This is a genomic window from Xanthomonas fragariae (assembly GCF_900183975.1).
Lineage (GTDB): Bacteria > Pseudomonadota > Gammaproteobacteria > Xanthomonadales > Xanthomonadaceae > Xanthomonas > Xanthomonas fragariae.
The window spans coordinates 3,244,286-3,269,339 of record NZ_LT853882.1 but is presented as its reverse complement, the minus strand read 5'-3'; the positions used below and the strand labels follow the sequence as shown (position 1 = coordinate 3,269,339).

Genomic DNA, 25,054 nt, shown 5'->3' with positions numbered 1-25,054 from the left:
CGGGGGACCGTGCCGGGCAGTTACTCCCTTATCAGTACGAAGGTTTCGATGAAGCATCCAGACGCATTGCGTATTGCCCTTGTCGGTATCGGCAAGATCGCCTGCGACCAGCACGTGCCCACCATCGCCGCGCGCGATGACGTGCAGCTGGTGGCTACCGTGAGCCGACATGGCACGGTCGAAGGTGTGGCCGCCTATCAGACCTTGGAAGAGGCATTTGCTACGCAGCCGCAGATCCAGGCGGTGGCATTGTGCACGCCGCCGGTCGGGCGGCATGCGCTGGCGCAGACTGCGCTGAGTGCCGGTCGCCACGTGTTTCTAGAAAAGCCACCGACGGCAACGCTCGCTGAAATCCACGATCTGCGCAATGTGGCGCAACGTGCGCAACGTAGCCTGTTTACCAGTTGGCATTCGCGTTGCGCAGCCGGTGTGCAGCCGGCACGGCAATGGCTGGCCCACAAGCAAATCCTGCGTGCGCACATCACTTGGAAAGAAGACATTCGCCATTGGCATCCGGGACAGGACTGGATTCTCGAACCCGGTGGCATGGGCGTGTTCGATCCTGGCATCAATGCGCTCTCTATCGTCACTCATCTGCTGCCGCGTACGTTTGCACTGCGCGAAGCGGAACTGCACACGCCGGAAAATCGTCAAGCTCCGCTGTATGCCAAGCTCGCTTTTGTAGACACCGCCGGCGTGCCGGTGACCGCCGAATTCGACTTCCTGCAGACCGACGATCAGCGCTGGGAGATCGAAGTGGAAACCACCGGCGGCTTGCTCACGCTTAGCGAAGGCGGTGCCAAGCTGCGTATCAATGGGCAACCGCAAACGCTACCTGCTTCCAGCGAATACGATGGCCTGTATCGGCGCTTTGTGCAGCTGGTGCGCGCTGGCGAGTCGGAGGTGGATGTTGCGCCGTTCGTGCATGTGGCCGATGCATTTTTGCTCGGCGCACGCACGGTCACGGCACCGTTTGCCTGGTAGGGTGTTGATCGATCCAGGTCACCACGGCATTGAAAATACTGGCGTTACGCTTGTGTTTTTTTGACGAGCCTGCGCCCCCAACAACGCGTTGCAACGCCACCGTCTGCGATCGAGGCGGTGGCTGCCGACCTGCATCAGCGGCTTTCCAGGGCCAGCTCCTTCTGTACAACAATGATCGGAGCGCTGACATCACCGGCCGCGGTGGGCTGACTGGCCTGAGTGGCGCAATGCCGGCGCGATCTGCGCGCGAGAGCGCGTCACCAGCCAGGCCTCGTCCAGCAGTGCAAAGACAAAAAAGCCAAGCAAGTTGTCAGCCACCAGCGTCGGCACATGCGCAAAGGTGCCGGGCACGACAGCGCAAAGTCGCCTATCGCGGCGATCGGCATCCACGGCAGTAGGCGGATCTCGGTCTGCTCACCAAGGTCGTTCATGCGCGAAGGGCTGCGCGCGGTCATGCGTTTGAGTTTATCCCGAGACAGCAGTCACGCATTGGCCAAGCGGAAGTCGATGTAGTGGGCTGGCGGCAGCCCGGAGGCGATCAACGCAAACACCTCGACGATTTACTTGTGCGCCACCACCAAAACCTGCCTGCCTTGCCGATCCAGCGGCGCCAGCACGCTGTCGTCAAAGCGCTTGCAGCGCGCGTAGACGCCCATCCAGTGTTCGTCATCGGGTTGGCATCTACGGCGCAAGGAACTGATCGTCATCGCCGCTATCGGTGTCGCCGCCGGTGATCACTTGGCCGAACGCATACACCCCGGAGCGGATGCCTGCATCGAAGATGCGATTGAGATGATCGAAGGTGATGTGCTTGGTCCCGTACAACGCGCGCATGGCGTGCAGCGCGCGGTGATGCCAGGCGCGTATCGCACCGCAACATCGGTGATGTGCATACGTATTCACTGCGGAAAAGCGCATAAACGTATGCCTGGTTGGATGTTGAAGCGGTGTGTCGTCGCGGATGCATGTGCGATGCCAGTGTTGCCGAGCGGCATTCAGGCTGCAAGCGCACGACAGCCGATGCAGTAGCTTGGCGGATGAGCGGTGAAACGACTGTGCATCTGTCGTCGTCTCTGCGCTCTGCGTACTGGACGATGCGCGAGCTCAGCCAGCACGCCAGGATCGCGCGCGGGCCGCTAAACTGAGCGCACACCCACCGGTCACTGATGCTCATGCGCAATCTACTGCAAGAACAGCTGCTCAAGGCTGGGCTGGTCAAAAAAGCCCAGGTGGACAAGGTCGCGCGCGAGCAGGTAAAGCAGCGTCATGCCAAGGGTGCGGCGGTGGAGCCTGCGGACGCGGACAAGGTCGATGCGGCGCGTCTGCAGGCCGAACGCGCCGAACGCGATCGTGCGCTGGCCGAAGAGCGCAATGTCCAGTTGCGCCGTCAGGAAGCGTTGGCCCAGGTTCGACAGATCGTGGAGACCAGCAAGGTCAAGCGCGAAGGCGAGATCGCCTACCGCTTCAACGACGGCAGCGTCATCCGCAGCGTGTTGGTCAACCCCACGCTGCGCAGCCAGTTGGCCGGTGGCGCATTGGTGATCGTGCGTCACGGCGATGGCTTCGAGCTGATCCCGCGCGCGGCCGCAGACAAGGTCTATAGCCGCGATGCAGAGACCGTGGTGCTGGATCATGGCCGCAACAGCGCGCCGACATTGGCGGACAGCGACGACGACTATTACAGCCAGTTCAAGGTGCCGGACGATCTGATCTGGTAAGTGGCCGCGCGTCAAGCTGCGCGCTACCCTGGCGTTCTTTGTCACTACTCATCTGGTTATGTCGATCGTTCTTACGCCGTTCGCCCGTACCCGTTTGTTTCCGCGCGATGGCCGTCGCACTGCCATCCAGGATTGCACGCCCGAGCAATTCGTCCAGCGGCTCAATGACGAAATGCCGCTGCGCGTGATCGAAGGCTATGCACCGTTTTGCCAGTTGCATGTGCACCGTAACTGGACCCCGACCCGCTGCCTCACTGCGCCCATCACCGACGACAATCGGCACCTGTTGCGTTCCGGTTATGAAGCGCGCAGCAGCCAGGAATTGCCGGTGCTGGTGCGTTGGTTCGAAGGTGTCGAGCCCCCGGTGGCCGGATACCTGCTGCCCATCCTCTACAGTCGCGATCAGTTGGCCAAGGAAGGCTCCCCCATCGCTGCGGAGTGGGGCGTGGTCGGCTGTCTCTACACCGCCGAGCCGGACGAAATCCCGATGGCGCCGATCACCATGTTGCGTAATGCATTGGGGGTGGAAGAAGGCGGCTCCGGCGTTCCACTGGATCGTGAGGCGTATCGGCGCAGCGTGGCGTTTTGGGAGCGCAACGCGAATTGGCGGCCGTAGCCGGTATGCGTCTGGCTCCCCGCGCAGTTTTCTCGCGCAGTGAGCGAGGTGCTTGCCGGCGCTCACCTGCACAGCGACGCAGTGCGGTGCCGTGTTGCTGCAGCGAGAGTACAGGTCGCAGCGAAGAGCCGGGAGGCGTGTCGCTTGTTCCCGGACCACACCGGTGCAGATCGTAATTTGGCCGGCTTTCTAGAACCGATATTCGGCATTCACCGACGCCATATCGGTGCTCAGGTCTACATCGAATTTCTTGGCGTTGTAATGGTCGTAGTTCACGCCGAGGCTGAAATGCTCGCCCAGGTTGTAGCCGACGCCTGCGCCCGCATACCACGACAGCTTGTCCAGATCGGAGCGATCGGACACTGTGTCCTCGCTCAGGCCATGGCCCTTCCAGCCGTAGAGTCCGCCGCGTATGCCGGCGTACCACTTGTCTCCCAGTGCGAATCGCTGGTTCAGGCCAACGGTCCAGCCATGAAGCTCGCTTTCATCCTCGATCACCGAGCCGCCGTTGAAGAGATTGCTTGCCTGGATATTGCCCAGATCGTTGTAACCTGCCTCAATGCCGATCGACAACCACGGAAATAAAACGTTCCAGCGATAACCGGCAGAAATGCTGTAACCGGTATCGCCTCCATCGTAGGCTCCGCTCTTGAGCGACGTACGGCCGGCGCCACCGTTGACGAACCAACCTGCACCGTCGCCGTAGGTCTGTGCAAACACATCGGGTGCTGCCGTCATTGCCAGCGCCGAAAGGGCCAACGCGACCATGGTGTTCTTCATGAGCATTTCTCTATGAGTGTGCGAGTACGGGGAGTGATGCACGCAGGTATCCGATGACAGAGGATGAGCGTGGCGACGGAACGTTATCCAGCTGAGTTTGGAAAGTTATTAGGCGCAGTCACGGGCGCTGGGCAGCCGGTGTCCTCAAAAATGTCTTTGGGTGGGAGCGCCCTGGCCGGTTGCTTCGCCGCTACGCATACAGCTGCGCTCTGCGTCGCAGGGAGTACAATTTCATCTGGGATGGCGGTAGGTATAGAGCAGTTGCACAAGGCTTTAGGGAAGCGCTGAACAACTCACGACGTGGCGAGTGAACTCAGAATGTTGCTCAAACGCGACAACCGTCCATGCTGAAACTCAAGCGCTTATGCATAGTGGCGATTGTCTGAGTTGTTGATCGAAAGCTCATGCAAGCGTTGTTCAGAGCTTCCCTGGAGAGAAGCGATGTATCGGGTCGCACTGTGAGCGAGCATTGAAACAGGAGAATCACATGAGCTTGCAAGTCATCGGCGCCGGCCTTGGTCGAACCGGCACTTTGTCGTTGAAGTTCGCGCTCGAACATCTGGGGTTCGGTCCCTGCTACCACGCGACCGAGGTTGCCGCGACCATGCGAAGGTCGGTGCCGCTGTGGAACGCAGCCGAACGCGGAGTGCCTGACTGGAAGGCTATTTTCGCTGGCTATCGATCGACCACCGATCATCCAGGCTGCTATTACTGGCAACAGCTGATGGATGTTTACGACCAAGCCAAGGTGATCCTGACTGTGCGTGATCCCGATAGCTGGTTCGATTCGGTAACTCATACGATCCTGGCACCCAATCGCAAAAGCACGTTTCTTGGCCCGGAGGGTGAAACGTTCAGTAGCTTCCTGAAGCAGCATTTCGTCGATCATATGGACGATCGCGCCTTCATGACCGATTTCTTCAATCGCTGGAATCAGCGAGTGATCGACACGGTACCGCCAGAGCGATTGTTGGTGTTTGCTTCCACCGATGGTTGGGAACCCTTGTGTACTTTTCTTGGCGTAGACGTTCCTGCTCAGACATACCCGCACTTCCATGCTCGGCCAAAATTGCGCTGGTTCACTCGTGGCTTACCCTTGCCGAAGGAGATCGAGTCGCGTGAAAAAATTATTCATAATTATATTAATCATCTTCGTAATACTTTAAAATAAATAATCTAAAGAATGTCTTATGTTTGCTTTACTCTTTTCTTGTTGATTTCGGCGATTGGATTCGCTACGTTGAATGTGACTCCATCCCCGTGGGGTCACAATGTTTCATGAATGCGTAACCAACTAGGAGATTGTCATGAAAATTTCCGCGGTAATCATTCGTCTGTTTTCTCGTTTCCTGAAGCTGCGCGGTGCCCGTGGTGTCGCTTACATCTACATACCATAATCTCAGCGGCTCTTGCGAAGAGCGTGGGGGCGTATGCCTCCACGTCACTGCTTTCGTTGATTTATTTTTTCGCTTTCTTCTGGTTAAAAGATGCTGCAACTCTTGTGTGCAAAATTTCTAGCGATAGGGGTGACGCAGAGTGACTACGGGAGTTGGTGGGTAGTTGAGTAGGCTGCAGCTCCGTAAGTCAGATGATTTGCTCGTGCCCCGGCGATTTTCGACAGGAGCTATTCAGTGGAAATGCCTATCAAGCAGCGGGAGTACGCCAACCGTTTTTTTGACTCGACGGTATGGAATGAATTTATCTATCGCCCGGGCGACGTTGTTATTGCCAGTTACGCGAAGGCAGGGACGACCTGGATGCAGCAGATTGTTGCGCAACTGTTCTTTGCGGGCGAGCCGGAGACGGAAGTCGCCAGGCTTTCGCCCTGGGTCGATTCGGTGTATCCCGACAAAACGTCAAAATATCAATTGTTGTCTGGTCAAACGCATCGGCGCTTCTTGAAAACGCATCTGCCTGCGGATGCGCTGGTGCTTAGCCAACAGGCACGCTACATTTATGTAGGGCGCGATGGACGAGATATCGTATGGAGTCTTTATGATCATCAACGAGGGGTGAGCGCGGACGCGCAGGCGCGGCTCGACGCACAGACACAAAATGGCAGCCGTCTAAAGGTCATGCCGCCTCCAACCTGTACGGTGACAGAGTATTTCGATACCTGGCTGGAGCGCGATGGCACTCCCCTTTGGCCTTTCTGGGAAGGAGCGCGTTCGTGGTGGGCGTTGCGCGATTTTCCTAATGTGCTGTTTGTACATTTTTCACAGCTGCTGGGCGATTTACCGGCGCAAGTGCGCCGTATCTGCAGATTCCTTGATATCTCGTTGCCCGAGTCGCGCCGGGCTGCAGTGTTGGAGCATTGCAGTTTCGAGTACATGCGCGAGCATGCTGCGCGCTATGTTCCTCAGGGTGCTGGCTTCTGGCGTGATGGTGGAAGAGCGTTCTTCAATCGAGGTCAAAACGGGCGCTGGCAAGCAGTGCTTTCTGCATCGGCAAACGATCGCTATCTGCAGCGTGCTGAAAAAGAACTCGGTCCAGATTGCGCACGGTGGCTTGCCACTGCGGAGTGGCCGCATGGGCAGCGCTCGAACCTGGTCTGCGCCATTGAACCTCCTGTTCCTTTCGTGGCGCGATGATGCAACAGACTGCCGTGCGCGATGATAATCTCGTTGTACAGTATTACGATTAGTTGCAAGACCATTACGCGGTGGGCTACGGGACTCACTGTGCGGACGCATTTGCTGCATGGGTTGGCTCCGGCACCACAGGATTCGGTACGCGGCCCATTGCGTTGCCGCTGGCGGATAGCGGTGCGGCGCGACGGCTTTTGGCGTCGATTAATCGGAGGCGATGCTGGACAGGCTGAAGGTCAAGTCCGGGTCTGAGCGTCTGGCGTTGTTGTGTGACAATTTTTTGGTTTCGCCCTTGTCAGGACCGTCCGAGCTGATCTATTTCATACTCTCTTTCGCTATTTGCTTGAGAAGAGCCAGCAAGTGCGTTGTTTAATTGCTGTACGCCAGCGACCGGCACATTCAGGGATGTTTATTATTCAGACCATGATGTCGCCCTTGGACTTGTCGACCAGCGCATCGCAGCGATCGACGAAACGGGACCACGGATCTTCAACGACCGCTACCGCTACGTCTGGCCCTCTGAAATGGATTTGATGGCGTATAGTGCGGTCTTGAATTGCTGGCCCTAAAGTGCAGGCCCGCTGGTCCGACTGGAAGCAGGGCGCTGGTCGGCGAAGGGGTAACGTGATTCTGGCGCAGCGATGCCGAAGGCATAAACGACAACGGGCACCTTGCGGCACCCGTTGTCGTAATTCTTTGTTGCGACGATTTTGTAAAAAGACTCAGTACCGGTAATGATCCGGCTTGTACGGGCCGGCCACGTCCACGCCGAGGTAGTCGGCTTGATCCTTGGTGAGGGTGGTCAGCTTGACGCCGATCTTTTCTAGGTGCAAACGCGCGACTTCTTCGTCCAGGTGCTTGGGCAGGATGTAGACCTTCTTCTCGTAGCTGTCGCGCTTCTCCCACAGGTCGATCTGCGCCAGAGTCTGGTTAGCGAAGGAGTTGGACATGACAAAGCTTGGGTGGCCGGTGGCGCAGCCCAGGTTGACCAGACGGCCGTCGGCCAGCAGGAAGATCGCATTGCCGTTGCCGAACACGTATTTGTCGACCTGCGGCTTGATGTTGATCTTCTGCACGTCCTTCAATGCATTCAGCGCATCGACCTGGATCTCGTTGTCGAAGTGGCCGATGTTGCAGACGATGGCCTGATCCTTCATCGCCTGCATGTGCTCGACGGTGATGATGTCCTTGTTGCCGGTGGTGGTGACATAGATGTCGCCGCGACCCAGCGTGGATTCGATGGTATTGACCTCGAAGCCTTCCATCGACGCCTGCAGGGCGCAGATCGGGTCGATTTCGGTGACGACGACGCGGGCACCGTAGGCACGCAGCGATGCCGCGCTGCCCTTGCCGACGTCGCCGTAGCCGCAGACCACCGCAACTTTGCCGGCCAGCATCACGTCCATCGCGCGCTTGAGGCCATCGGCCAGCGACTCGCGGCAGCCATAGAGGTTGTCGAACTTGCTCTTGGTGACCGAGTCGTTGACGTTGATGGCCGGGATCAGCAGCTTTCCAGCGTCGGCGATCTGATATAGACGGTGCACGCCGGTGGTGGTCTCTTCGGAGACGCCCTTCCAATCTTTGACCACGCGGGTCCAGTAACCTGGGCGCTCGACCGCCACGCGCTTGAGCAACGCCTTGATCACGCCTTCTTCGTGTGAAGACGCCGGTTCGTCGACCCAGGTGCTGCCGTTTTCGAGCTCATAGCCCTTGTGGATCAGCAGGGTGACGTCGCCGCCGTCGTCCACCACTAGCTCCGGGCCGGTTTGGGTACCGTCGGGCAGGGTGAAGGTCAGTGCGTCCAGAGTGCAATCCCAATACTCTTCCAACGTCTCGCCCTTCCAGGCGAACACGGGCGTACCGGCCGCGGCCATGGCGGCGGCGGCGTGGTCCTGGGTCGAAAAGATGTTGCACGAGGCCCAGCGCACATTGGCGCCGATATCCTTGAGCGTTTCGATCAGCACAGCGGTCTGGATGGTCATGTGCAGCGAGCCGGTGATGCGCACATCTTTGAGCGGCTTGGTCTGCAAGTGCTTGCGGCGGATCGACATCAGGCCTGGCATTTCGTGCTCGGCGATGTCCAGCTCCTTGCGGCCCCAATCGGCCAGCGAGAGGTCGGCAATCTTGTAATCGGTATGTGAGGCGATTTTCGTGACAGCATTCATGCAATTGCTCCGGTAGGCAAACAAATGTCTGCAGTTCCGGGCGCCGTTGAACGGTGAATGCTGGTCGAGCCTGGCCGTAGTGCCTGCACATTCGGTGCAGTTGACAGATCAGTCCGCCATGCCGGTCGCAGCGCCCCTCGACGAGAGCGCCGAGTATAGCGGCAGCACCCCCGTCCGGCATGAATTTGGTGCCCATCCCCAATCAACTGCAGGGGACCAGCCGACGAGCGACTGCTATGGTCCAGGGTCGATCGAGGCCGCTGGCTCGAACACCAGCGTCAACGATGATCTGCGCTGGTAACCCGATGGCAGCGGCCCGCTGCTGCAGACCAGTCGCAACGGCAACAGCCTGTTGCTGCTCGGCAAGGGTGCATCGCCGGACGGCGCCAGCCCGTTCGTGGATCGCTTTGATCTTCAGAGCAAACGCGCCACATGCCTGTTCCATTGGCAGGAGCTGACGTATTCCGCGACCCTGGCGTTGCTGGATGCGCAGGGCACGCGATTGCTGCTCAGTCGCGAATCGTCCGAGGAGCCGGCCCACTATTTCTACGCGCGATGGTTGGTGATGAAACAGTGGTGCATGTCGCGATCATCTAATTCTTTTGGGTTAGTCTTCGACGACTTTGCGCTTGAAGAGGGGGGGCGTTTCCGATGAACGAATACCGCAGCAGTCTTGTGTTCGCTACCCCCGACCTTCCCCTGCGCGACGATGTGCGTCGGCTCGGTGCACTTGTCGGTGATCTGCTCGCCGAGCAGGTTTCTATGGAATTTCTCGAAGAGATCGAACGCGTCCGCACCACCGCGATCTCGCGGCGCGAGAGCGATGCGCCGCCGTCCACGCTGAGCGCGCAGCTGAGCGGGCGCGAGCCACGGCAGGCCGAGGCGCTGGTGCGGGCCTTCAGCACTTATTTTCAGGTGGTCAACATCGCCGAGCGCGTGCATCGCATCCGCCGCCGCCGCCAATACCAGCGCAGCAGCACCGACACGCCGCAGCCGGACGGCTTGCACGATGCGTTGCGTCGGCTCATGGCGCAGGGCGTGACGCTGCAAGAACTCAGCGACTGGCTGCCGCGCATCGACGTGGAGCCGGTATTCACTGCGCATCCCACCGAAGCGGTGCGACGCGCGTTGCTGGAAAAAGAACAGCTGATGGTCGCCAGCCTGGTCGCCAATCTGGATGGCATGCGCACGCCCAACGAGAGCGCCACCGACGCGGCGCGCTTCCGCATGGCCTTGACCGCGTCCTGGCAGACCGCCGATTCCTCGCCGGTGCGCCCCACCGTGGAGGACGAGCGCGAGCATGTGGGTTTCTATCTCACCCAGGTGCTCTACCGCGTGGTTCCGGTGGTGTACGAGACCCTCGAACACGCCATCGAAGAAACCTACGGCAGCGTGCGGGCCTTGCCGCGCCTGCTGCGCTTCGGTACCTGGGTAGGTGGCGACATGGACGGCAATCCCAACGTGGATGCCGCCACCATTGCCGGCACGCTGGATGCGCAACGGCGCGCGGTGCTGGACCGGTATCGAAAAGAACTCTGGCAACTGGCCAGCCTGCTCAGTCAGTCGACCACGCTGGTGGCGGTCAGCCCGGCATTGAGCGAGCAGCTGGAGCGCTATCGCACCTTGCTGCCCGATGCCGCCGCCCGCTCGCGTCCGCGCCATGGAGACATGCCATACCGCCTGCTCAACGACCTGATGCGCGCGCGCCTGCAGGCCACGCTGGACGATGCCGAGGGCGCCTACGGCGCTCCCTCGCAGCTGGAACACGATCTGCAACTGATTCTGGACAGCCTGCAGGCCAACAAGGGATTGCACGCCGGTTGGTTCGCGGTGCGCCGTCTGTTGTGGCGGGTGCGGACTTTCGGTTTCCATCTGGCACGGTTGGATGTGCGCCAGGAATCGAGCGTGCATGCGTGCGCGGTGGCTGATGCATTGGGTCAAGCTGATTGGAACGCGCAGGACGCCAAACAACGCGCAGCATTGCTCGGCCCCTATGCATCCGGCGAGCAGGCCTTGCCGCGCGTGCAGGACGAAGGCAATGCGCGGCTGGATGCGGTGTTCGCCGCGCTCGCCGATGCGCGCACCTGCCACGGCGCCGATGCGCTGGGCAGCTATATCATCTCGATGGCGCACAACCGCGCCGACGTGCTAACCGTGCTCGCACTGGCGCGGCGCGGGGGGCTGGTCGATGACGCCGGCGCAGTACCGCTGGATATCGTGCCGTTGTTTGAAACCGTGGCCGATCTGCGTGGCGGCACCGGTACCGTGCAGGACCTGCTCGCCGACCCGGTATATCGCCAACATCTGGCCGCACGCGGCGACACCCAGATGGTCATGCTGGGGTATTCGGACAGCGGCAAGGACGGCGGCATCGCAGCCTCGCGTTGGGGTCTGCAGCGCGCGCAAGTCGAACTGCTGGAAGCGGCCGCCGAGCTTGGCGTGCGGCTGACCTTCTTCCACGGCCGTGGCGGCTCCATCGCCCGTGGCGGCGGCAAGACCAGTCGTGCGCTGGATGCCGCCCCGCGCGGCAGCGTCGATGGCCGCCTGCGCGTCACCGAGCAGGGCGAGGTGATCCATCGCAAGTACGGCATCCGTGCCTTGGCGCTGCGCTCGCTGGAACAGATGACTGGTGCGGTGCTGTTGTCCAGCCTGCGCCCGCGTGCTCCTGAGCCGCGCGAGGATCGTTGGCGGCCGGTGATGGATCTTGTCGCCGAACGAAGCACGGTCGCATATCGCGCGTTTGTGGGTGCGCCGGATTTCATGCAGTACTTCCGGCTGGCTACCCCGATCGATGTGATCGAACGCATGACGCTGGGCTCGCGCCCGTCGCGGCGCTTGGGCCAGGACGCGGCGTTGTCCAACTTGCGCGCGATTCCGTGGGTGTTTGCATGGAGCCAGGCACGTGCGGTGATCCCCGGCTGGTACGGCGTGGGCAGTGGTCTGCAGGCGGCGGTGGACGCCGGGCATGAAGACAGCTTGCGCGAGATGGCGCGGGACTGGCCGTTCTTCCGCACCTTCCTGGACGACGTCGCAATGGTGTTGTCCAAGGGCGACCTCACGATCGCCGAGCTGTTTTCGCGGCTGTCGGGCGACCTGCATACGCGGTTTTTCCCGGGCATTCGCGACGAACTGGCCTTAACCAAGGGCTGGGTGAAGGCGTTGACCGGGCAGCAGTCGCTATTGCAGCACGACCCGCGGCTGGCGTTGTCGATCCGCTTGCGTAACCCGTACATCGACCCGATCAGCGTGCTGCAGGTGGATTTGCTGCAACGCTGGCGTGCCACCGATGGCGAAGACGAGGAGCTGCTGCGGGCGCTGGTGGCCTGCGTCAACGGCGTCTCGCAAGGCGTGCAGAACACCGGCTGATCCGACCGTTTGTCGGAGAGGGCGTGGAATCTTCAAGCGGACTCTGGCATTACCGGACAAATCTGTCCAATAATGCCGCAATGACGACCTCCCGCCCCGATGCCGCGCTGCGCCGCCGGCAGATTCTCGATGCCGCCGACGAAGTGTTTAGCGAACATGGCGTCAATGCGCCGCTGGAACTGGTGGTCGATCGCGCTGGCCTGGGGCGCGCCACGCTGTACCGACATTTCCCGGATCGGGTGGCGTTGATGATCGCACTGATCGAGCGCGGGCTGGATGGACTGGAGCGGCTGGCGGCTGATCTGGACGCGCGTCCAGATGGCCTTGCCGTGCTACTGCACGATTTGGCCGAACATATCGCCCAGTCTGCACCTATGGTGGATTTCTGGCGCTCGATCGAACGCGCGCACCCGTCCGTGCAGGCAGCCGATCATCGCGTGGCGCGCATCTTTCTGCCATTCGTGCAGCGCGCCAAGGCCGCCGGTCTGTGCCGAGCCGATCTGGACGACGAGCAATTGGTGCTGGTGATCGACATGCTGGGCAGTTGCCTGCGTGGCAGTGATGAGTCCGAACGCAAACGCTTGGCGCATCGCTCGGCCGATCTGTTGATGCACGCATTGGGCATGCCGGTGCCGGAAGGCGGCATGCGATGAAACCGGCCACGCGCGCCTGCATTGGTCGTTGGGCTTTGCGCGCTGCGCTGGTGCTAGCCGCGCTGTGGGGGGGGCTGGCGATCTACTTCGCGCTCACCGGCAATGCATTCGTGCGTGCGGCATGGGTGGGTTCGTGGTGCGCGATGGCCCTCGCGGCGTTGTGGGGTTTGCGTCGTGGCCGCGAGAATTGGGCGTTGGTGGGGATCTTCAGTGCCGCATTTGCGGTGCTGGCGGTGTCGTGGTGGATGATGCCGCCCAGCCAGGACCGCGACTGGGCCGACGATGTCGCCCAGCGCCTGCAGCCGCAGGTGCAAGGCAATATCGTCACCCTGCGCAACGTGCGCAATTTCGACTGGCATAGCGAAACCGATTACGTCCCGCATTGGGAAACCCGCCGCTACGATCTGGACCGGCTGGTCAGCGCGGATCTGGCACTGTCGTATTGGATGGGTCCGGCGATCGCGCACACGTTGGTGTCATTCGGTTTTGAAGACGGCTCCCACGTGGTTTTCTCGCTGGAAATTCGCAAAGAGCGCAGCGAGTCGTTTTCCGCATTGGGCGGTTTCTTCCGCAGCTTCGAAGAAACCCTGGTGGCTGCCGACGAGCGCGACATCCTGCGCGTGCGCACGAACGTGCGCGGCGAAGACATGTATTTGTATCGCCTGGCAATTCCAAAAGCCGGGCTGCGCCGTATGTTCATGGGGTATGTGGGGCTGGCCAACGATCTCAATCGCGCGCCGGCGTTTTACAACACGCTCGCCAGCAACTTCAACATGATTGTGTTTGCGCTGGTGCGGCAATTGCAGCCGGCGCTGCCGCGGGATCACCGCCTGCTGCTATCCGGTTACGCAGACGAATATGCCTACGATCATCAAGGCCTGATGCCCGGCTACGATTTCGCCACCTTGAAGCAGCGCGGGCACTTCACTGCACGCGCGATTGCAGCCGATAAAGCAGCGGATTTCTCCAAGCGTATCCGTGCCGGCATGCCGCAGGCTCCGGCGCCCGGCGCGATGACGAACGCACCGCGGTAACCGCGTCGACCTGCGTCTGGGCGATGCGCCGACCGATCACCTGTGGCTGGATCTGTCCGTTGCCAATCCGACCAAGCAGCACAGTGACCGGGCGCATGTGGGTCACGACACCGATGCGATCTCCGATATCGTCGATTCCAGCATGACCAGTCTGGTGACTGCAAAGTATGTGTTCTTGGCGCGTAATGTGAACGGGGCAGGGGAGTGAAAGGTCGCGTGCAGGCAATGACGGCAGCGACGCGATGGGGATCGGGTTGTTGCCGTCGCGCGAGAGGGGCAGACCATCGCATGCCGGTGTCACGCAGCCGTTGAAGACAGTGCTTCGGCAGCGATGGGCGATGCCCGCAATTGCGTTCGCCGCGCTGTTGTTCATCGGTTGCACGCCGCGTACGCCTGTCGATCTGACTTCCGGTACCGGCCAGGTCTTGCTGCTGCAATACGCCGAAGGCCTGTCGTTGTCGCAGGTCGGCTGGGGCCACGCCAGAGCGCTTGGCGCAGGTGCCGCGGCTGCACGCATTGCTGTTCGATATCTAAACAAGACCGCACTAAGAGCGGCTAACAAAACTACTGCGCCGCCGCCAGGCGGGCGCGGCCGGTGCTCGGAATCGGCATGTACCACGCGTACACTCCGGTTCCTCTGCGCCCACCTGACGACTGCTCGCTACGTTTTGTTAGCGCCTCTAAATGGTCTCGCGTTCGGGCGCACCGCTGGTGCGCGAAGTGCTGCAAAGTTTCGGCGACGCGCAGACACGACAAAGTCTCGGTGTTCGTCGGCAGCGAGTAATGCTTGTGCGCGTCCAGGCGTGGAACCTTATGCGGCATGGATGCCGCATAAGAGCCTGCATGGACGTATGTGCGGCGTATCCCGCGCCGGCACGCGTGCAAGCGCCATCAGATGACCGGAGTATCCGCACAAAACCGGTAGATGTCGTGGTGCGCGGGGTGGATGCTTGCGCGGCACCGCATCCGGTGTCGGGACACTTCGTGAATCCATCCATGCAGTTTCGCCGGCGGCGTCCATTCCGCCAAAACGCGACTGGGCCGCGTCAGCGGCCCAGTCGCAACTCACCATGCACGCTCGCGGGAGCGGGGCTGGCTTACTTCAGCTTTGCATCGGCGCGCAGTGCGTCGGCGCGGTCGGTCTTTTCCCACGAGAACGCGGTGGCGTTGTGTTGCGCGCCGGTCGCGTCGGTGTAGGTAAAGTCCTTCGGCTTGCGGCCGAAGTGACCGTAGGACGCGGTCTGCTGGTACATCGGGTGGATCAGGTCGAGCATCTGGATGATGCCGAATGGGCGCAGGTCGAAATGTTTGCGGATCAGCTTTTCAATCTGCTCGTCGGCAATGTTGCCGGTGCCGAAGGTAGTGACCGAAATCGAGGTCGGCTCGGCCACGCCGATGGCGTAGGAGACCTGCACTTCGCAACGGTCGGCCAGACCGGCAGCCACGACGTTCTTGGCCACATAGCGCGCGGCATACGCTGCGGAACGATCGACCTTGGACGGATCCTTGCCCGAGAACGCGCCGCCACCGTGACGCGCCCAGCCGCCGTAGGTATCGACGATGATCTTGCGACCGGTCAGGCCGCAATCGCCCACCGGGCCGCCGATGACGAACTTGCCGGTCGGGTTGATGTGAAACTTGGTGCCCTTGTGCAGCCACTTGGCCGGCAGCACTGGTTTGAGAATTTCCTCGCGCACGGCTTCGACGAGATCTTTCTGCTTGATGCCCGGATCGTGCTGGGTCGACAACACCACCGCGTCGATCGCGGTCGCAACGCCGTCTTCGTAACGCAGGGTGACCTGCGACTTGGCATCCGGACGCAGCCAGGACAGCGCCGAGTTCTTCTTCTTGCGGATCTTGGCCTGCTGCTCGACCAGACGGTGCGCCAGGTGGATCGCAGCCGGCATGTGGCTGTCGGTCTCGTTGGTGGCATAACCGAACATCAGGCCCTGGTCGCCAGCCCCCTGCTGTTCGGGATTCTTGCGATCAACGCCCTGGTTGATGTCCGGCGACTGCTTGCCGATCAGGTTGAGCACGCCACAGGTCTCGCCGTCGAAGCCGACGTCGGAGCTGTTGTAGCCGATGTCCAGGATGACCTTGCGGGTCAGCGCTTCCAGGTCTATCCAGGCACTGGTGGTCACTTCGCCAGCCACGATCGCAACGCCCGTCTTGACCATCGTCTCGCATGCCACGCGGGCGCGCTTGTCCTGGGCCAGGATGGCATCCAGCACTGCGTCGGAGATCTGGTCGGCGATCTTGTCCGGATGGCCTTCGGAGACCGATTCGGAGGTGAACAGGTAGCTGGACATCAGGCTTATATCCCTTTATTCGGATGAAAAGATGGCTGCGGATGATACACGCCGCGGGTGCCGATTGTATCGCGCGCCTGAACGGACCGCTTTGGGGTTAGTCGATGTCGGGGGGCGCCGGTCGGGCGCGATGCCAGGCGATCAACTGCCCGCTGAGACGCCGACGGCAGCACGTTAAACGCATCTGAAAAGATACCCGCCCGTGCATGTCCGGCCTGCTAGCATCGGCCGATGGATTCATTAACCCAGATCGTTCTTGGCAGCGCCATCGCTGCCGCCATCGCGCCGCCCGGACAGCGGCGCGCCGCCTTGTTGGCCGGCGCGGTATTGGGCACTTTGCCCGATCTCGATGCAGTGGTATTACTGCCGCTGACCGACGATCCGGTCACGCTGATGACGGTGCATCGCAGCGTCAGCCATTCGTTGTTCGTGCTGCCGTTGCTTGGTTGGCTGATCTGGTGGCTGTTCCGTCGCTATGGCAGTGGGCGTGTGGCCAGTGCGCCCAAACGCTGGTTCTGGGCGATCCAGCTGGCTCTGATCACTCACCCGCTGCTGGATGCGTTCACTGTGTACGGCACCCAGCTATGGTGGCCGCTGCAGCCGCATCCGGTGATGTGGTCGAGCGTCTTCATCATCGACCCGGCCTACACGCTGTGGCTGTTGTTGGCATGTGCGGTGGCGTGGTTTGCGCGCGCGCGCCCGATCGCGCAACACGTACTGGTGATTGGCCTGGTCGTCAGTTCCGCTTACCTGGGCTGGTCGTTGCTGGCCAAGCATCTGGTCGATCGCGAGGCCGATCGTGCATTGGCCGCACTTGGCCTGGGCGACGCGCCACGCTTCTCGGTGCCGATGCCGCTCAACACCTTGCTGTGGCGGGTGGTGGCGATGACACCCAACGGCTATGTGATCGGCGAGCGCTCGCTGGTGGCCGACAAAGGCCCGATGCATTTCCGTGGTTATTCCAGCAACACCCAGGCCTTGGGCGAAGTGGCGACCTTCGACGCGGTACGCCGGCTGACCTGGTTCAATCGCGGGTTCATGCGCGCACGTCTGGTCGATGACGAATTGATGCTCAGCGACCTGCGCATGGGTCTGGAGCCGGATTACAACTTCAACTTCGTCGTTGCCCGCCGCGAAGACGGGCAGTGGCAGCCGATCGCGCCGCGGCAGATCCAGGCCGCCTACCGCGCGCCGGTGGCACGCGATCAGATCGGTGCAGTGCTGGCGCAGATGTGGCAGCGCATCTGGCACGAGCCGAGCGGTACCGTGCTGACTGGCGATCTGGAACATGCCGGCACATCCGCACCTGCGCCTGCCCCCGTAACTCAATAGACCATTGCGCGCGCCTGCACGAACGAATAGAAGAACACCGCGTTCGGGTCACTGTGCACCTGCGCCAGTTCGCGACGCATGCCGTCCACGGTTTCCGCGTTGACCGCCCCGGCCTGCAGCAATTGGTCGGCCGCCGAGAGCAGCACTTCTTCCCAGAATCCGATCATGGTCTTGCGCCGGCCCGGCTCGCGGTTGTCCAGATGCAGGGTCTTGATCTTGGTGTGCACATCGTGGAAACCGCCGGCCAGCAGCAGATTGCCCAGCTTGGCACCGACGAACGGGTCGCCGCCCTGGTCGTGCTGGAAGTCGTTGAACGCCATCCAGTAGCGCCACAGATTCGGCGAGTACGGGTGCAGCAGGAACGAAGCATTCATCACCTCGGTCACGTACACCGGCGAGCCGGGCAGCAGCACGCGCCGTACTTCGTTGAGCACGCGTGCGGGCGAGGGTACGTGTTCGAGCACCCAGCACAGAAACGCTGCATCGAACTGAGGCGCCTCGAACGGGAGATCGGTCGCATCGGCCTGCTGCAGCGTGTAACGCTCGCGGCACCACGCCAGGCGTTCGAGATTTGCCCGCGCTGCCCCCAACTGCGCTTCGCTCAGATCCACGCCGGTGACATGCAGGTCGGGGAAACGACGCAGCAGGATCTCGGTCTGTGCGCCGACGCCGCTGCCGACTTCCAGCAACCGCCGCGCGCCGCTGTAGTCGATCTGATTGAACAAGGTGGCTTCGAGCAGTCTTGCTTGTCTGAGCAGGCGCGCCTGTTCGGTGGGCGAGAACCCGTGCAGGTAGGTAGGGGTATCGCTGGGTGTGCGCATGTGTGCAGCTCCGACACTTCAAGAAAACTCAAGCGGCACTCGACAGCGGCGGCGGCATGCCGGCAATCAAGGCGTCGAAATAATCGCGGGTCAACGCCAGCTGCGTCTCCGGTGTTTCGGCGCGATTGACCACCACGCGAAAGTCGGCGCTTTGCGGATGATCCTTGGCGTACCAGCCCAGATGTTTGCGCGCGATGCGCACGCCCTGCGGCTGCCCGTAGAACGCATGCAGGGCTTCCAGATGACCCAGCAAGGTGTCGCGCACAAAGGCCAGCGACGGTGGCGGCAACAGCTGGCCGGTGGACAGGTAATGCGCCACTTCGCCGAAGATCCAGGGGCGCCCTTGCGCGGCGCGGCCGATCATCACCGCATCCACGCCGGCGTCGTGCAGCACCTGCGCAGCCTTCTGCGGTGAATCGATGTCGCCGTTGGCGATCACCGGAATCTGCAGCGCTGCCTTGATCTCGGCAATCGTGGCGTACTCGGCGGTGCCGGTGTAATGCTGATCGCGGGTGCGGCCGTGCACGGCGAGTGCGGCGATACCGCAGTCCTGCGCGATGCGCGCGATGGTCGGGCCGTTGCGATGATCGCAATCCCAACCGGTGCGGATCTTCAGCGTCACCGGCACATCAACGGCCCGCACCACCGCACGCAGGATGCGCGCCACCAGCTCTTCGTCGCGCATCAGCGCCGAACCTGCCCAGGCGTTGCAGACCTTCTTGGCCGGGCAGCCCATATTGATGTCGATCAGCTGCGCGCCATGGTCGACGTTGTAGCGCGCCGCCTCTGCCAACTGCTGCGGCTCGGTGCCAGCGATCTGCACGCTGATCGGGTCCGGCTCGCCGGCATGATCCATGCGGTGCAGCGATTTGCGCGTGCCCCAGAAGCGCGGATCGGAAATGGTCATCTCTGACACCGCCAACCCGGCGCCCAGCCGCTTGCACAAAAGCCGGAACGGCTTGTCGGTGACGCCCGCCATCGGGGCGAGGATCACCCTTGGGGCGATGCAGTAGGGGCCAATATGCATGGCATCATTGTAGCTGGGGCGGGAATCGGGAATCGCAAGAGCGTTTGCGGGGGAGCGAGGTCGTTACGCCGGACTCTCCTGGTAAACGTCCGAACACTCTGGCCGCATTGGATGCGCTGCACGCGGCCGGCTTGCTTGTTGTGGGCGTCAACCCACGGCAGGCGCGCGACGTGGCCAAGGCCGCCGGTCAACTGGCCAAGACCGATACTCTGGATGCGCTATTGCCAATGACGCTCGACCAGCCGCTGGAAGGCTGGCGCCGTTAGCTGGCGCGAGTGCCAACAGCGCTGTACGTATCCAGTACGCCATGAAGGTGTTTGACATGGCCCACCAATTCATTTGCCTCGGCATGACCTTACAGTGCGCCAGGCAGTACCTGATTACCGCATTACCGCGCAGGCTGTGACTGTTGTTGCGGCACCTGCTAAGTGCCGAAATCCACCTGCGGTGCGCGCGAGATCTGCGCTTCGTTTTCGACGCTGAAATTCGGCTTGGGCTGATAGCCAAAGATCTTGGCGGTGATCACCTGCGGGAACGAACGGAGGTAGGTGTTGTAGTCCTGTACGGTCTGGATATAACGGCCACGCGCCACTGTAATGCGGTTCTCGGTGCCTTCCAGCTGCACTTGCAGATCGCGGAACGACTGGTCGGATTTCAGCTGCGGGTAATTCTCGCTGACCACCAACAAGCGCGACAGCGCGCTACCCAGTTCGCCCTGCGCTTGCTGGAATTGCTTCAGCGATGCTTCGTCGTCGGCATTTACTTGAATCTGGCCGACGCGCGAGCGCGCATTGGTCACTTCGGTCAGCACCTGACGCTCCTGCTGGGCGTAGCCCTGCACGGTGCGAACAAGATTGGGAATCAGATCGGCGCGGCGCTGATATTGGTTCAGCACCTCTGACCAGCCGGCCTTCACTCCCTCCTCCTTCTGCTGAATCGCGTTATAGCCGCAACCGGACAGCGAGGCGGTCAGAATCAGCAACACCACGGCGCGAATCAGGACAGGCATGCAGGCGATTCCGTTGAATAGAGAGCCACAGCATGCCATGTGCCAGGTCAAGCGCGCATGCACATGCGTCCGCCTGTCATGTCGTGCCCGACACGCACACACCAGGATCACCCCGTGCATCTGCATTGCCGCACGCATACCAAACCGCACTCACTGGTGGTGTGCAAAGCGGCCTACAAACCCACCCGGCGGCAACTCTCAAAACAAACGCGGCAGCAGAATCAGTCCCCAGCACAGCAGCACATTGAGCAGTAGCAAGAATACAGCTGCCGAGCCCATGTCTTTGGCACGCCCGGCCAACACGTGGTGCTCCGGACCATAGCGTTCGATCACTGCTTCGATCGCCGAATTCAACAGCTCGGCGGCCAGCACGATCAGCAGCGGTGCAATCAGCGCGATGCGCTCCAGGCCGGACCGGCCGAGCCATAGCCCGAGCGGCGCCAGCATCACAGCCAGGCAGACTTCAAGTCGAAACGACGATTCATGCAGCCATGCCGCACGTAACCCCTGCCACGACCAGATCGCCGCCTTGAGCATGCGGCGCGGACCGCGCGGCACGTGTCCCAGTTGATCGGCCATGCGTCAGGGCTTCCGTTCGCATGGGCGTGTGCGGGGACACATCGAACGCATGGCATGGTCGCTGCTGAGGAAAGTGCGAATCTTGCACCGTGATGGAGTGCGCCGCCAGTTGCCAGGCGGTTTGCCCTCAACTTGCAGCCTGCCGCACCATGGCTGCTCGTTCCATTGCTGCAGGTTCGCGTATGACCAGACAGTACTTGCGCACATTGCTGTGCACCCTCGTACATGCTGTCTCCAACCAAGTCGACGCCGACACTCCGCGCACTGCGCCTGTCGTGCTGGCGCAGGTCTGCAACGCCGCGCGGGAAGAGGACATGCAGCGCTTCGCCGCCAGGGATGCGCGCCAGCCACCGCCCAGGCATGGGATCCATGGGATCGTGTTCGTCGGCAGTTCGTCGATCCGCTTCTGGGACACGCTGGCGCAGGATTTCCCAGGCAAACCCGTGATTAATACAGGTAGGTGACGATGTGCTGGCGTTCGTGACGCGCATCCGTCGCGATCTGTTTAACGCACGCATCAGGTATCTGTCGATCAAACCGAGCCCGTCGCGCGCGCAGTTGCTGCCGGCTGTCATCAGCGCCAATCGTTTGATCAAGGACGCACTCGCACCCCTGGCGAAGGTCGACTACGTGGACGTCTACACGCCGATGCTCGATGCCACCGGCAAGCCGCGCGGAACTGTTCCGCAAAGACAGGCTGCATATGACCGCCGATGGTTACGCCATTTGGCGCAAGCTCGTGGCACCGGTGTTGGAGCAGGACCAGGACGTTACGGAACCGATCCGCTGATCTCGATTGCCGGATCGATCAACTTGCAAGTGATGCGTGTGCCGTCGCTGCATCGGCACACGCGCATTCATGCGCGAGGGCAATACGCTGCCGTCGCTATCGCGCGTGAATGAAGTGGTCGTCTATCTACTGCTGCGGTACGTGAGATACGGCGGCGCGAGCAGTAACGCTCAGTCGCATCGAGAGCGGCTTACAGAACGCTGCGCAGAGTTATCAACGCCGGAGTGATCAGTCAGGTGCCAGCGGCACGCAGCAGCGGTGTTCGCGAGTAATTCCAGACACCTGCTGTCATGGCCGCGTAGCCAGCGGCGAAGCGCGCTTCAGCGCGTGCCAGGCCACCGTCCTCAGCCTCAGGCCACCACCACCGCAACGGAAGTACCGACATCGGTCTGGCTATGCAATTCGATCCGCCAACCGAAGCGGTCGCATAGCCGGCGCACGATCGATAAGCCCAGGCCGGTGCCTTGCGGGCGGGTCGGATCGGCACGGAAAAATGGCTCGAAGGCGCGCGCACGAGCTTCTTCGCTCATGCCGATGCCGGTGTCGCGCACCACAATGCGGTCTTGGGTGACTTCGACCTCAATACTTCCGGTATCGGTGTAAGCGCAGGCGTTGCGCAACAGATTGCTGAGTACCACCCGCATCACCCGTGGCGGCGCGAACATCTGCAGGCTGCGCTCGCCCAACATTTGCAGTGACACCGGCTTGTCGCCTAGCAATTCGCGAGCGCTTTCGACTTCTTCGCTGACCAGTTCGGCGGCATCGAAGGTTTCGCTTTGTGGGTCGATCTCGGCTTCGCGCGCCAGGATCAAAAACGCGTCGATCACCGCTTCCATGTCATGGCCGGCACGCTGGATGCGGCGCAGGCTGCGTTGCGTGCGTGGCGACAATTCGTCGTCAGCCAGGGCCATGTCGCTGGCGACACGGATCACAGTCAGCGGCGTGCGTAATTCATGGCTGGCATCGCGGGTGAAGTTGCGCTCGCGTGCAACGTGGTCGCTGACCCGTTGCGCCAGTGCGTGCAAGGCAGCGGCCAGCTGACGCGTATCGCCCTGCAACTCTACCGGCAATCGCTCCGGTGCCAGTTCGTCCACATCCGGGTTGCGCGGATCCCATTGCGACACGCGCCGCGCCAGCCAGCTGATCGGCGATACCAGACGTTTGGAAACGCGATAGGTGAACCAGGAAACACCGTAGATTGCCAGCAACACGATGATCGCCGGCACCACCCCGAACCACAGCGTCAGATGCGCGGCCCGCGAGCGTGGAAACACCAGATACAACCGCCCTTCCGGACGTTGATCGACATAGACCAGCGCGTCTGCGGCAGCCACTTCGCTGAAACCCAGCGACGCCTGCCGCAGCGCGACCGGTACGTTGTCGTTGCCGCTTCCGGCAGGCGAGAAATAGCCCTGGATATTACGTGTGTTCGGCGGCCGATTGTCCGGCACGCTCGCTTGCAGGCGCCAGAAATGCACGGCCTCGTCGGCGAGCACGGTGCGCACCAAGCTGTACCTGATGACGAGGGAGACCAGATAGCCGGCAAGCACGATGGTCAGGCTCGCCAGCGCGACCTGCAGCAGGAAGGCAAGACGTATTTTTCGGGGTAGCCCGTGTGGCATTGCTGCATCCAGGGGAGAGCGCCGGATTATAGGCAACGCTTCCGTGAGTCCATTGATTGTGTAACCAGCCGGCAGCACGCGATAACGAGCGGCGCGTGGGCGCCTACGGGACCGGCCGGCCGCCAGAAGGCGACCAGCCCATAACATCAGGCCATCGGTTGGGCGATGTCGGCGATGCGATAGCCGGCGCTCTGCACGGTATGCAGCAGCGGGCGGTCGAACGGCTTGTCGATGATCTTGCGCAGGTTGTACAGATGGCTGCGCAGGGTGTCCGAATCCGGCAATCCATTACCCCAGATCTCGCGCTCGATTTCCTGGCGGGTCACCACACGCGGCGATTCGCGCATCAGGATGGTGAGCAGACGCAGGCCGATGGGCGAAAGCTGCAGCTCGGTGCCGGCACGGGTGGCGCGCATGCTTACCGGATCGAGCACCAGGTCGGCGACCTTGAGCACTTCCGAACCCACCTGGCGACGCTCGCGGCGGATCAAAGCACGCAGACGCGCTTCCAGTTCCTGAATGGCAAACGGCTTGGTCAGGTAATCGTCGGCGCCGAAGCCCAAGCCGGTGAGCTTGTCGTCCAGCGTGTCGCGAGCGGTCAGCATCAACACCGGGGTGGACTTGCGTGCGTCGTTACGCAGGCGGCGACATACTTCGATCCCGTCCAGACGTGGCAACATGAGGTCCAGCACGACCACGTCGTAGCTGTTCTCGGCGGCCAGACGGTAACCGTCGAGCCCGTCCTGCGCATAGTCGACCTCGAAGCCACGGCCTTCCAAGTACTCGCCGATCATTTCGGAAATATTGCGATTGTCTTCGACGACCAGCACGAGGCCGGACGTTTCCTTGGTCTGACGCATGGACTTTCCTCGGTCTTCAGCTTTGTGAAACATGCCCGATCGACGGTGGAAAGGGTGTGAAGACCGCTCTAACGTTGTGTGACCACTGCGCCCTAGCGCCTGAGCAGCGGACGCAACGCCGGCCAGACCGTTTCCAGCACCTTGGGCTGCGCTGCGGCAGTCGGGTGTAAACCGTCGGCCTGCATCAGGCCCGGTTGCAGCGCGACGTTTTCCAGAAAAAACGGAACCAGCGCAGTCTTGTACTGTTTGGACAGGTCGGCATAGGTCGCCCTGAGGCGCTGGCGGTAGGCCGGGCCGTAGTTCGGTGGCACATCGATCCCGAGCAGCAGCATCTTGGCGCCGGCCTGCTGGCTGAGCTGGATCATCTTTTCCAGATTGCCCCTGAGCTGGGCAGGGGTCAGGCCGCGCAGCGCATCGTTGCCACCGAGCTCGATCACCACCACGCCAGGCCGGTGCTTTTCCAGCAGGCCAGGCAGCCGGGTCAACGCGCCGGAAGTGGTTTCGCCGCTGATGCTGGCATTGACGACTGCCGGTGGCGTCGCCATGTCACGCTTGAGACGTTGGTCCAGCAGAGTCACCCAGCCGGACTGCACCGGGATGTTATGCGCAGCGCTCAAGCTGTCGCCGACGACCAGAATCGGTGCAGTCGACACCGGGCCTTTGGCAGAGGCAATTCCCGGCGCAAGCAGGGGCAGTGCCAGCAGCCACAGCACCAGCGCGGCATATCGCAGTGTTCTTTCACGCATTCGGAGATTCCTCATCGACAGTCCGGCCCCTCGCTCCAGCACCCGCACCGCCATC

General features: G+C 61.7%; 22 protein-coding genes, 1 other RNA gene, 5 pseudogenes and 1 riboswitch. Of the genes and pseudogenes, 15 read left to right on the top strand and 13 right to left on the bottom strand.

Annotation, left to right across the window (positions count from 1 at the left end; genetic code table 11):
* Positions 1-48 precede the first annotated feature (48 nt).
* Complete coding sequence (locus PD885_RS15320; protein ID WP_088056966.1) at positions 49-984, top strand: Gfo/Idh/MocA family protein; 936 nt, start codon at positions 49-51, stop codon at positions 982-984.
* Positions 985-1,173: 189 nt separating this feature from the next.
* Here the strand turns inward: PD885_RS15320 and PD885_RS15315 are convergent, their stop codons facing one another.
* The 3 genes from PD885_RS15315 to PD885_RS21505 form a co-directional block, all read right to left on the bottom strand.
* Positions 1,174-1,374, bottom strand: a complete 201-nt coding sequence (locus PD885_RS15315; RefSeq protein ID WP_002811922.1) for a hypothetical protein — start codon at positions 1,372-1,374, stop codon at positions 1,174-1,176.
* A 170-nt stretch (positions 1,375-1,544) separates the two neighbouring features.
* The gene (locus PD885_RS22430) at positions 1,545-1,676 is read right to left on the bottom strand and encodes a hypothetical protein (RefSeq protein ID WP_257784596.1); all 132 of its coding nucleotides are present in this window, start codon (positions 1,674-1,676) and stop codon (positions 1,545-1,547) included.
* Positions 1,666-1,818 carry a hypothetical protein gene (locus tag PD885_RS21505; RefSeq protein WP_156775343.1) on the bottom strand — a complete coding sequence of 51 codons (153 nt, stop codon included), beginning with the start codon at positions 1,816-1,818 and terminating at the stop codon, positions 1,666-1,668. Before PD885_RS21505 ends, PD885_RS22430 begins: the two co-directional genes overlap by 11 nt.
* Before the next feature lie 338 nt (positions 1,819-2,156).
* Here PD885_RS21505 and PD885_RS15305 point away from each other — a divergent pair, with 338 nt between their 5' ends.
* Both PD885_RS15305 and PD885_RS15300 read left to right on the top strand, forming a co-directional pair.
* Positions 2,157-2,702: a DUF2058 domain-containing protein gene (locus PD885_RS15305; protein WP_002811917.1), complete on the top strand. Its 546-nt coding sequence runs from the start codon at positions 2,157-2,159 to the stop codon at positions 2,700-2,702.
* A 58-nt stretch (positions 2,703-2,760) separates the two neighbouring features.
* Complete coding sequence (locus tag PD885_RS15300; RefSeq protein WP_002811915.1) at positions 2,761-3,318, top strand: DUF3228 family protein; 558 nt, start codon at positions 2,761-2,763, stop codon at positions 3,316-3,318.
* Positions 3,319-3,507: 189 nt separating this feature from the next.
* Here the strand turns inward: PD885_RS15300 and PD885_RS15295 are convergent, their stop codons facing one another.
* Positions 3,508-4,098, bottom strand: a complete 591-nt coding sequence (locus tag PD885_RS15295) for a porin family protein (protein ID WP_002811914.1) — start codon at positions 4,096-4,098, stop codon at positions 3,508-3,510.
* 487 nt (positions 4,099-4,585) lie between these two features.
* Here PD885_RS15295 and PD885_RS15290 point away from each other — a divergent pair, with 487 nt between their 5' ends.
* Both PD885_RS15290 and PD885_RS15285 read left to right on the top strand, forming a co-directional pair.
* The gene (locus PD885_RS15290) at positions 4,586-5,269 is read left to right on the top strand and encodes a sulfotransferase family protein (RefSeq protein ID WP_002811913.1); all 684 of its coding nucleotides are present in this window, start codon (positions 4,586-4,588) and stop codon (positions 5,267-5,269) included.
* A gap of 460 nt (positions 5,270-5,729) precedes the next feature.
* Entirely contained in the window at positions 5,730-6,689 is a 960-nt protein-coding gene (locus PD885_RS15285; RefSeq protein ID WP_002811911.1) for a sulfotransferase domain-containing protein, read from the top strand.
* A gap of 719 nt (positions 6,690-7,408) precedes the next feature.
* On the opposite strand, the gene ahcY is transcribed toward PD885_RS15285, so the two are convergent.
* Positions 7,409-8,851 carry an adenosylhomocysteinase gene (gene ahcY / locus PD885_RS15280; RefSeq protein ID WP_002811909.1) on the bottom strand — a complete coding sequence of 481 codons (1,443 nt, stop codon included), beginning with the start codon at positions 8,849-8,851 and terminating at the stop codon, positions 7,409-7,411.
* Between the two features lie 31 nt (positions 8,852-8,882).
* Positions 8,883-8,996, bottom strand: a riboswitch (S-adenosyl-L-homocysteine riboswitch).
* Positions 8,997-9,155: 159 nt separating this feature from the next.
* Here ahcY and PD885_RS15275 point away from each other — a divergent pair.
* The 7 genes and pseudogenes from PD885_RS15275 to PD885_RS15250 form a co-directional block, all read left to right on the top strand.
* A pseudogene (locus PD885_RS15275) lies at positions 9,156-9,395 on the top strand (hypothetical protein); the annotation flags it as partial.
* A 107-nt stretch (positions 9,396-9,502) separates the two neighbouring features.
* On the top strand, positions 9,503-12,217 hold the full coding sequence (ppc, locus tag PD885_RS15270) for a phosphoenolpyruvate carboxylase (protein ID WP_002811904.1): 2,715 nt from the start codon (positions 9,503-9,505) through the stop codon (positions 12,215-12,217).
* Between the two features lie 80 nt (positions 12,218-12,297).
* Entirely contained in the window at positions 12,298-12,870 is a 573-nt protein-coding gene (locus tag PD885_RS15265) for a TetR/AcrR family transcriptional regulator (protein WP_002811903.1), read from the top strand.
* Complete coding sequence (locus tag PD885_RS15260; RefSeq protein WP_002811902.1) at positions 12,867-13,904, top strand: Lnb N-terminal periplasmic domain-containing protein; 1,038 nt, start codon at positions 12,867-12,869, stop codon at positions 13,902-13,904. Before PD885_RS15265 ends, PD885_RS15260 begins: the two co-directional genes overlap by 4 nt.
* A gap of 1 nt (position 13,905) precedes the next feature.
* A pseudogene (locus tag PD885_RS15255) lies at positions 13,906-14,112 on the top strand (hypothetical protein); the annotation flags it as partial.
* A gap of 184 nt (positions 14,113-14,296) precedes the next feature.
* Positions 14,297-14,443 (top strand): annotated as a pseudogene (locus PD885_RS20935) (histidine-type phosphatase); the annotation flags it as partial.
* A 71-nt stretch (positions 14,444-14,514) separates the two neighbouring features.
* Positions 14,515-14,581, top strand: a non-coding RNA gene (locus tag PD885_RS15250) — sX9 sRNA.
* A 420-nt stretch (positions 14,582-15,001) separates the two neighbouring features.
* Here the strand turns inward: PD885_RS15250 and metK are convergent.
* Positions 15,002-16,213 (bottom strand): methionine adenosyltransferase, encoded by a 1,212-nt coding sequence (metK, locus tag PD885_RS15245; protein WP_002811900.1) that lies wholly within the window; start codon positions 16,211-16,213, stop codon positions 15,002-15,004.
* 231 nt (positions 16,214-16,444) lie between these two features.
* Here metK and PD885_RS15240 point away from each other — a divergent pair, with 231 nt between their 5' ends.
* A complete protein-coding gene (locus tag PD885_RS15240; protein ID WP_002811899.1) occupies positions 16,445-17,545 on the top strand; it encodes a metal-dependent hydrolase in 1,101 nt (366 codons plus the stop codon).
* On the opposite strand, the gene PD885_RS15235 is transcribed toward PD885_RS15240, so the two are convergent.
* Positions 17,539-18,366, bottom strand: a complete 828-nt coding sequence (locus PD885_RS15235) for a class I SAM-dependent methyltransferase (protein ID WP_002811898.1) — start codon at positions 18,364-18,366, stop codon at positions 17,539-17,541. The two genes, PD885_RS15240 and PD885_RS15235, sit on opposite strands and share 7 nt — an antisense overlap.
* 28 nt (positions 18,367-18,394) lie before the next feature.
* On the bottom strand, positions 18,395-19,393 hold the full coding sequence (gene dusB / locus PD885_RS15230) for a tRNA dihydrouridine synthase DusB (protein WP_002811897.1): 999 nt from the start codon (positions 19,391-19,393) through the stop codon (positions 18,395-18,397).
* Between the two features lie 113 nt (positions 19,394-19,506).
* On the opposite strand from dusB, the pseudogene PD885_RS20930 reads away from it, so the two are divergent.
* Positions 19,507-19,611, top strand: a pseudogene (locus PD885_RS20930) (IS110 family transposase); the annotation flags it as partial.
* A gap of 206 nt (positions 19,612-19,817) precedes the next feature.
* Here PD885_RS20930 and PD885_RS15225 read toward each other — a convergent pair.
* Together PD885_RS15225 and PD885_RS15220 are read right to left on the bottom strand one after the other, a co-directional pair.
* Complete coding sequence (locus tag PD885_RS15225) at positions 19,818-20,402, bottom strand: LemA family protein (RefSeq protein ID WP_088056965.1); 585 nt, start codon at positions 20,400-20,402, stop codon at positions 19,818-19,820.
* A gap of 198 nt (positions 20,403-20,600) precedes the next feature.
* Positions 20,601-20,981, bottom strand: a complete 381-nt coding sequence (locus PD885_RS15220; protein ID WP_002811893.1) for a diacylglycerol kinase — start codon at positions 20,979-20,981, stop codon at positions 20,601-20,603.
* A 182-nt stretch (positions 20,982-21,163) separates the two neighbouring features.
* Here PD885_RS15220 and PD885_RS21500 point away from each other — a divergent pair.
* Positions 21,164-21,771, top strand: a pseudogene (locus PD885_RS21500) (SGNH/GDSL hydrolase family protein).
* A gap of 350 nt (positions 21,772-22,121) precedes the next feature.
* Here PD885_RS21500 and PD885_RS15210 read toward each other — a convergent pair.
* The 3 genes from PD885_RS15210 to PD885_RS15200 all read right to left on the bottom strand — a co-directional run bounded on the left by PD885_RS15210 (position 22,122) and on the right by PD885_RS15200 (position 25,014).
* On the bottom strand, positions 22,122-23,393 hold the full coding sequence (locus PD885_RS15210) for a sensor histidine kinase (RefSeq protein WP_002811891.1): 1,272 nt from the start codon (positions 23,391-23,393) through the stop codon (positions 22,122-22,124).
* A 146-nt stretch (positions 23,394-23,539) separates the two neighbouring features.
* A complete protein-coding gene (locus PD885_RS15205) occupies positions 23,540-24,253 on the bottom strand; it encodes a response regulator transcription factor (protein WP_002811889.1) in 714 nt (237 codons plus the stop codon).
* Positions 24,254-24,345: 92 nt separating this feature from the next.
* Complete coding sequence (locus PD885_RS15200) at positions 24,346-25,014, bottom strand: arylesterase (protein ID WP_002811881.1); 669 nt, start codon at positions 25,012-25,014, stop codon at positions 24,346-24,348.
* Positions 25,015-25,054: the final 40 nt, after the last annotated feature.

Coding starts and splice junctions, on each gene's coding strand:
- PD885_RS15320 (WP_088056966.1), top strand. CDS start 49: ATGAAGCATCCAGACGCATTGCGTATTGCCCTTGTCGGTATCGGCAAG.
- PD885_RS21505 (WP_156775343.1), bottom strand. CDS start 1,818: ATGCGCGCGTTGTACGGGACCAAGCACATCACCTTCGATCATCTCAAT.
- PD885_RS15305 (WP_002811917.1), top strand. CDS start 2,157: ATGCGCAATCTACTGCAAGAACAGCTGCTCAAGGCTGGGCTGGTCAAA.
- PD885_RS15300 (WP_002811915.1), top strand. CDS start 2,761: ATGTCGATCGTTCTTACGCCGTTCGCCCGTACCCGTTTGTTTCCGCGC.
- PD885_RS15295 (WP_002811914.1), bottom strand. CDS start 4,098: ATGAAGAACACCATGGTCGCGTTGGCCCTTTCGGCGCTGGCAATGACG.
- PD885_RS15290 (WP_002811913.1), top strand. CDS start 4,586: ATGAGCTTGCAAGTCATCGGCGCCGGCCTTGGTCGAACCGGCACTTTG.
- ahcY (WP_002811909.1), bottom strand. CDS start 8,851: ATGAATGCTGTCACGAAAATCGCCTCACATACCGATTACAAGATTGCC.
- ppc (WP_002811904.1), top strand. CDS start 9,503: ATGAACGAATACCGCAGCAGTCTTGTGTTCGCTACCCCCGACCTTCCC.
- PD885_RS15265 (WP_002811903.1), top strand. CDS start 12,298: ATGACGACCTCCCGCCCCGATGCCGCGCTGCGCCGCCGGCAGATTCTC.
- PD885_RS15260 (WP_002811902.1), top strand. CDS start 12,867: ATGAAACCGGCCACGCGCGCCTGCATTGGTCGTTGGGCTTTGCGCGCT.
- metK (WP_002811900.1), bottom strand. CDS start 16,213: ATGTCCAGCTACCTGTTCACCTCCGAATCGGTCTCCGAAGGCCATCCG.
- PD885_RS15240 (WP_002811899.1), top strand. CDS start 16,445: ATGGATTCATTAACCCAGATCGTTCTTGGCAGCGCCATCGCTGCCGCC.
- PD885_RS15235 (WP_002811898.1), bottom strand. CDS start 18,366: ATGCGCACACCCAGCGATACCCCTACCTACCTGCACGGGTTCTCGCCC.
- dusB (WP_002811897.1), bottom strand. CDS start 19,393: ATGCATATTGGCCCCTACTGCATCGCCCCAAGGGTGATCCTCGCCCCG.
- PD885_RS15225 (WP_088056965.1), bottom strand. CDS start 20,402: ATGCCTGTCCTGATTCGCGCCGTGGTGTTGCTGATTCTGACCGCCTCG.
- PD885_RS15220 (WP_002811893.1), bottom strand. CDS start 20,981: ATGGCCGATCAACTGGGACACGTGCCGCGCGGTCCGCGCCGCATGCTC.
- PD885_RS15210 (WP_002811891.1), bottom strand. CDS start 23,393: ATGCCACACGGGCTACCCCGAAAAATACGTCTTGCCTTCCTGCTGCAG.
- PD885_RS15205 (WP_002811889.1), bottom strand. CDS start 24,253: ATGCGTCAGACCAAGGAAACGTCCGGCCTCGTGCTGGTCGTCGAAGAC.
- PD885_RS15200 (WP_002811881.1), bottom strand. CDS start 25,014: ATGAGGAATCTCCGAATGCGTGAAAGAACACTGCGATATGCCGCGCTG.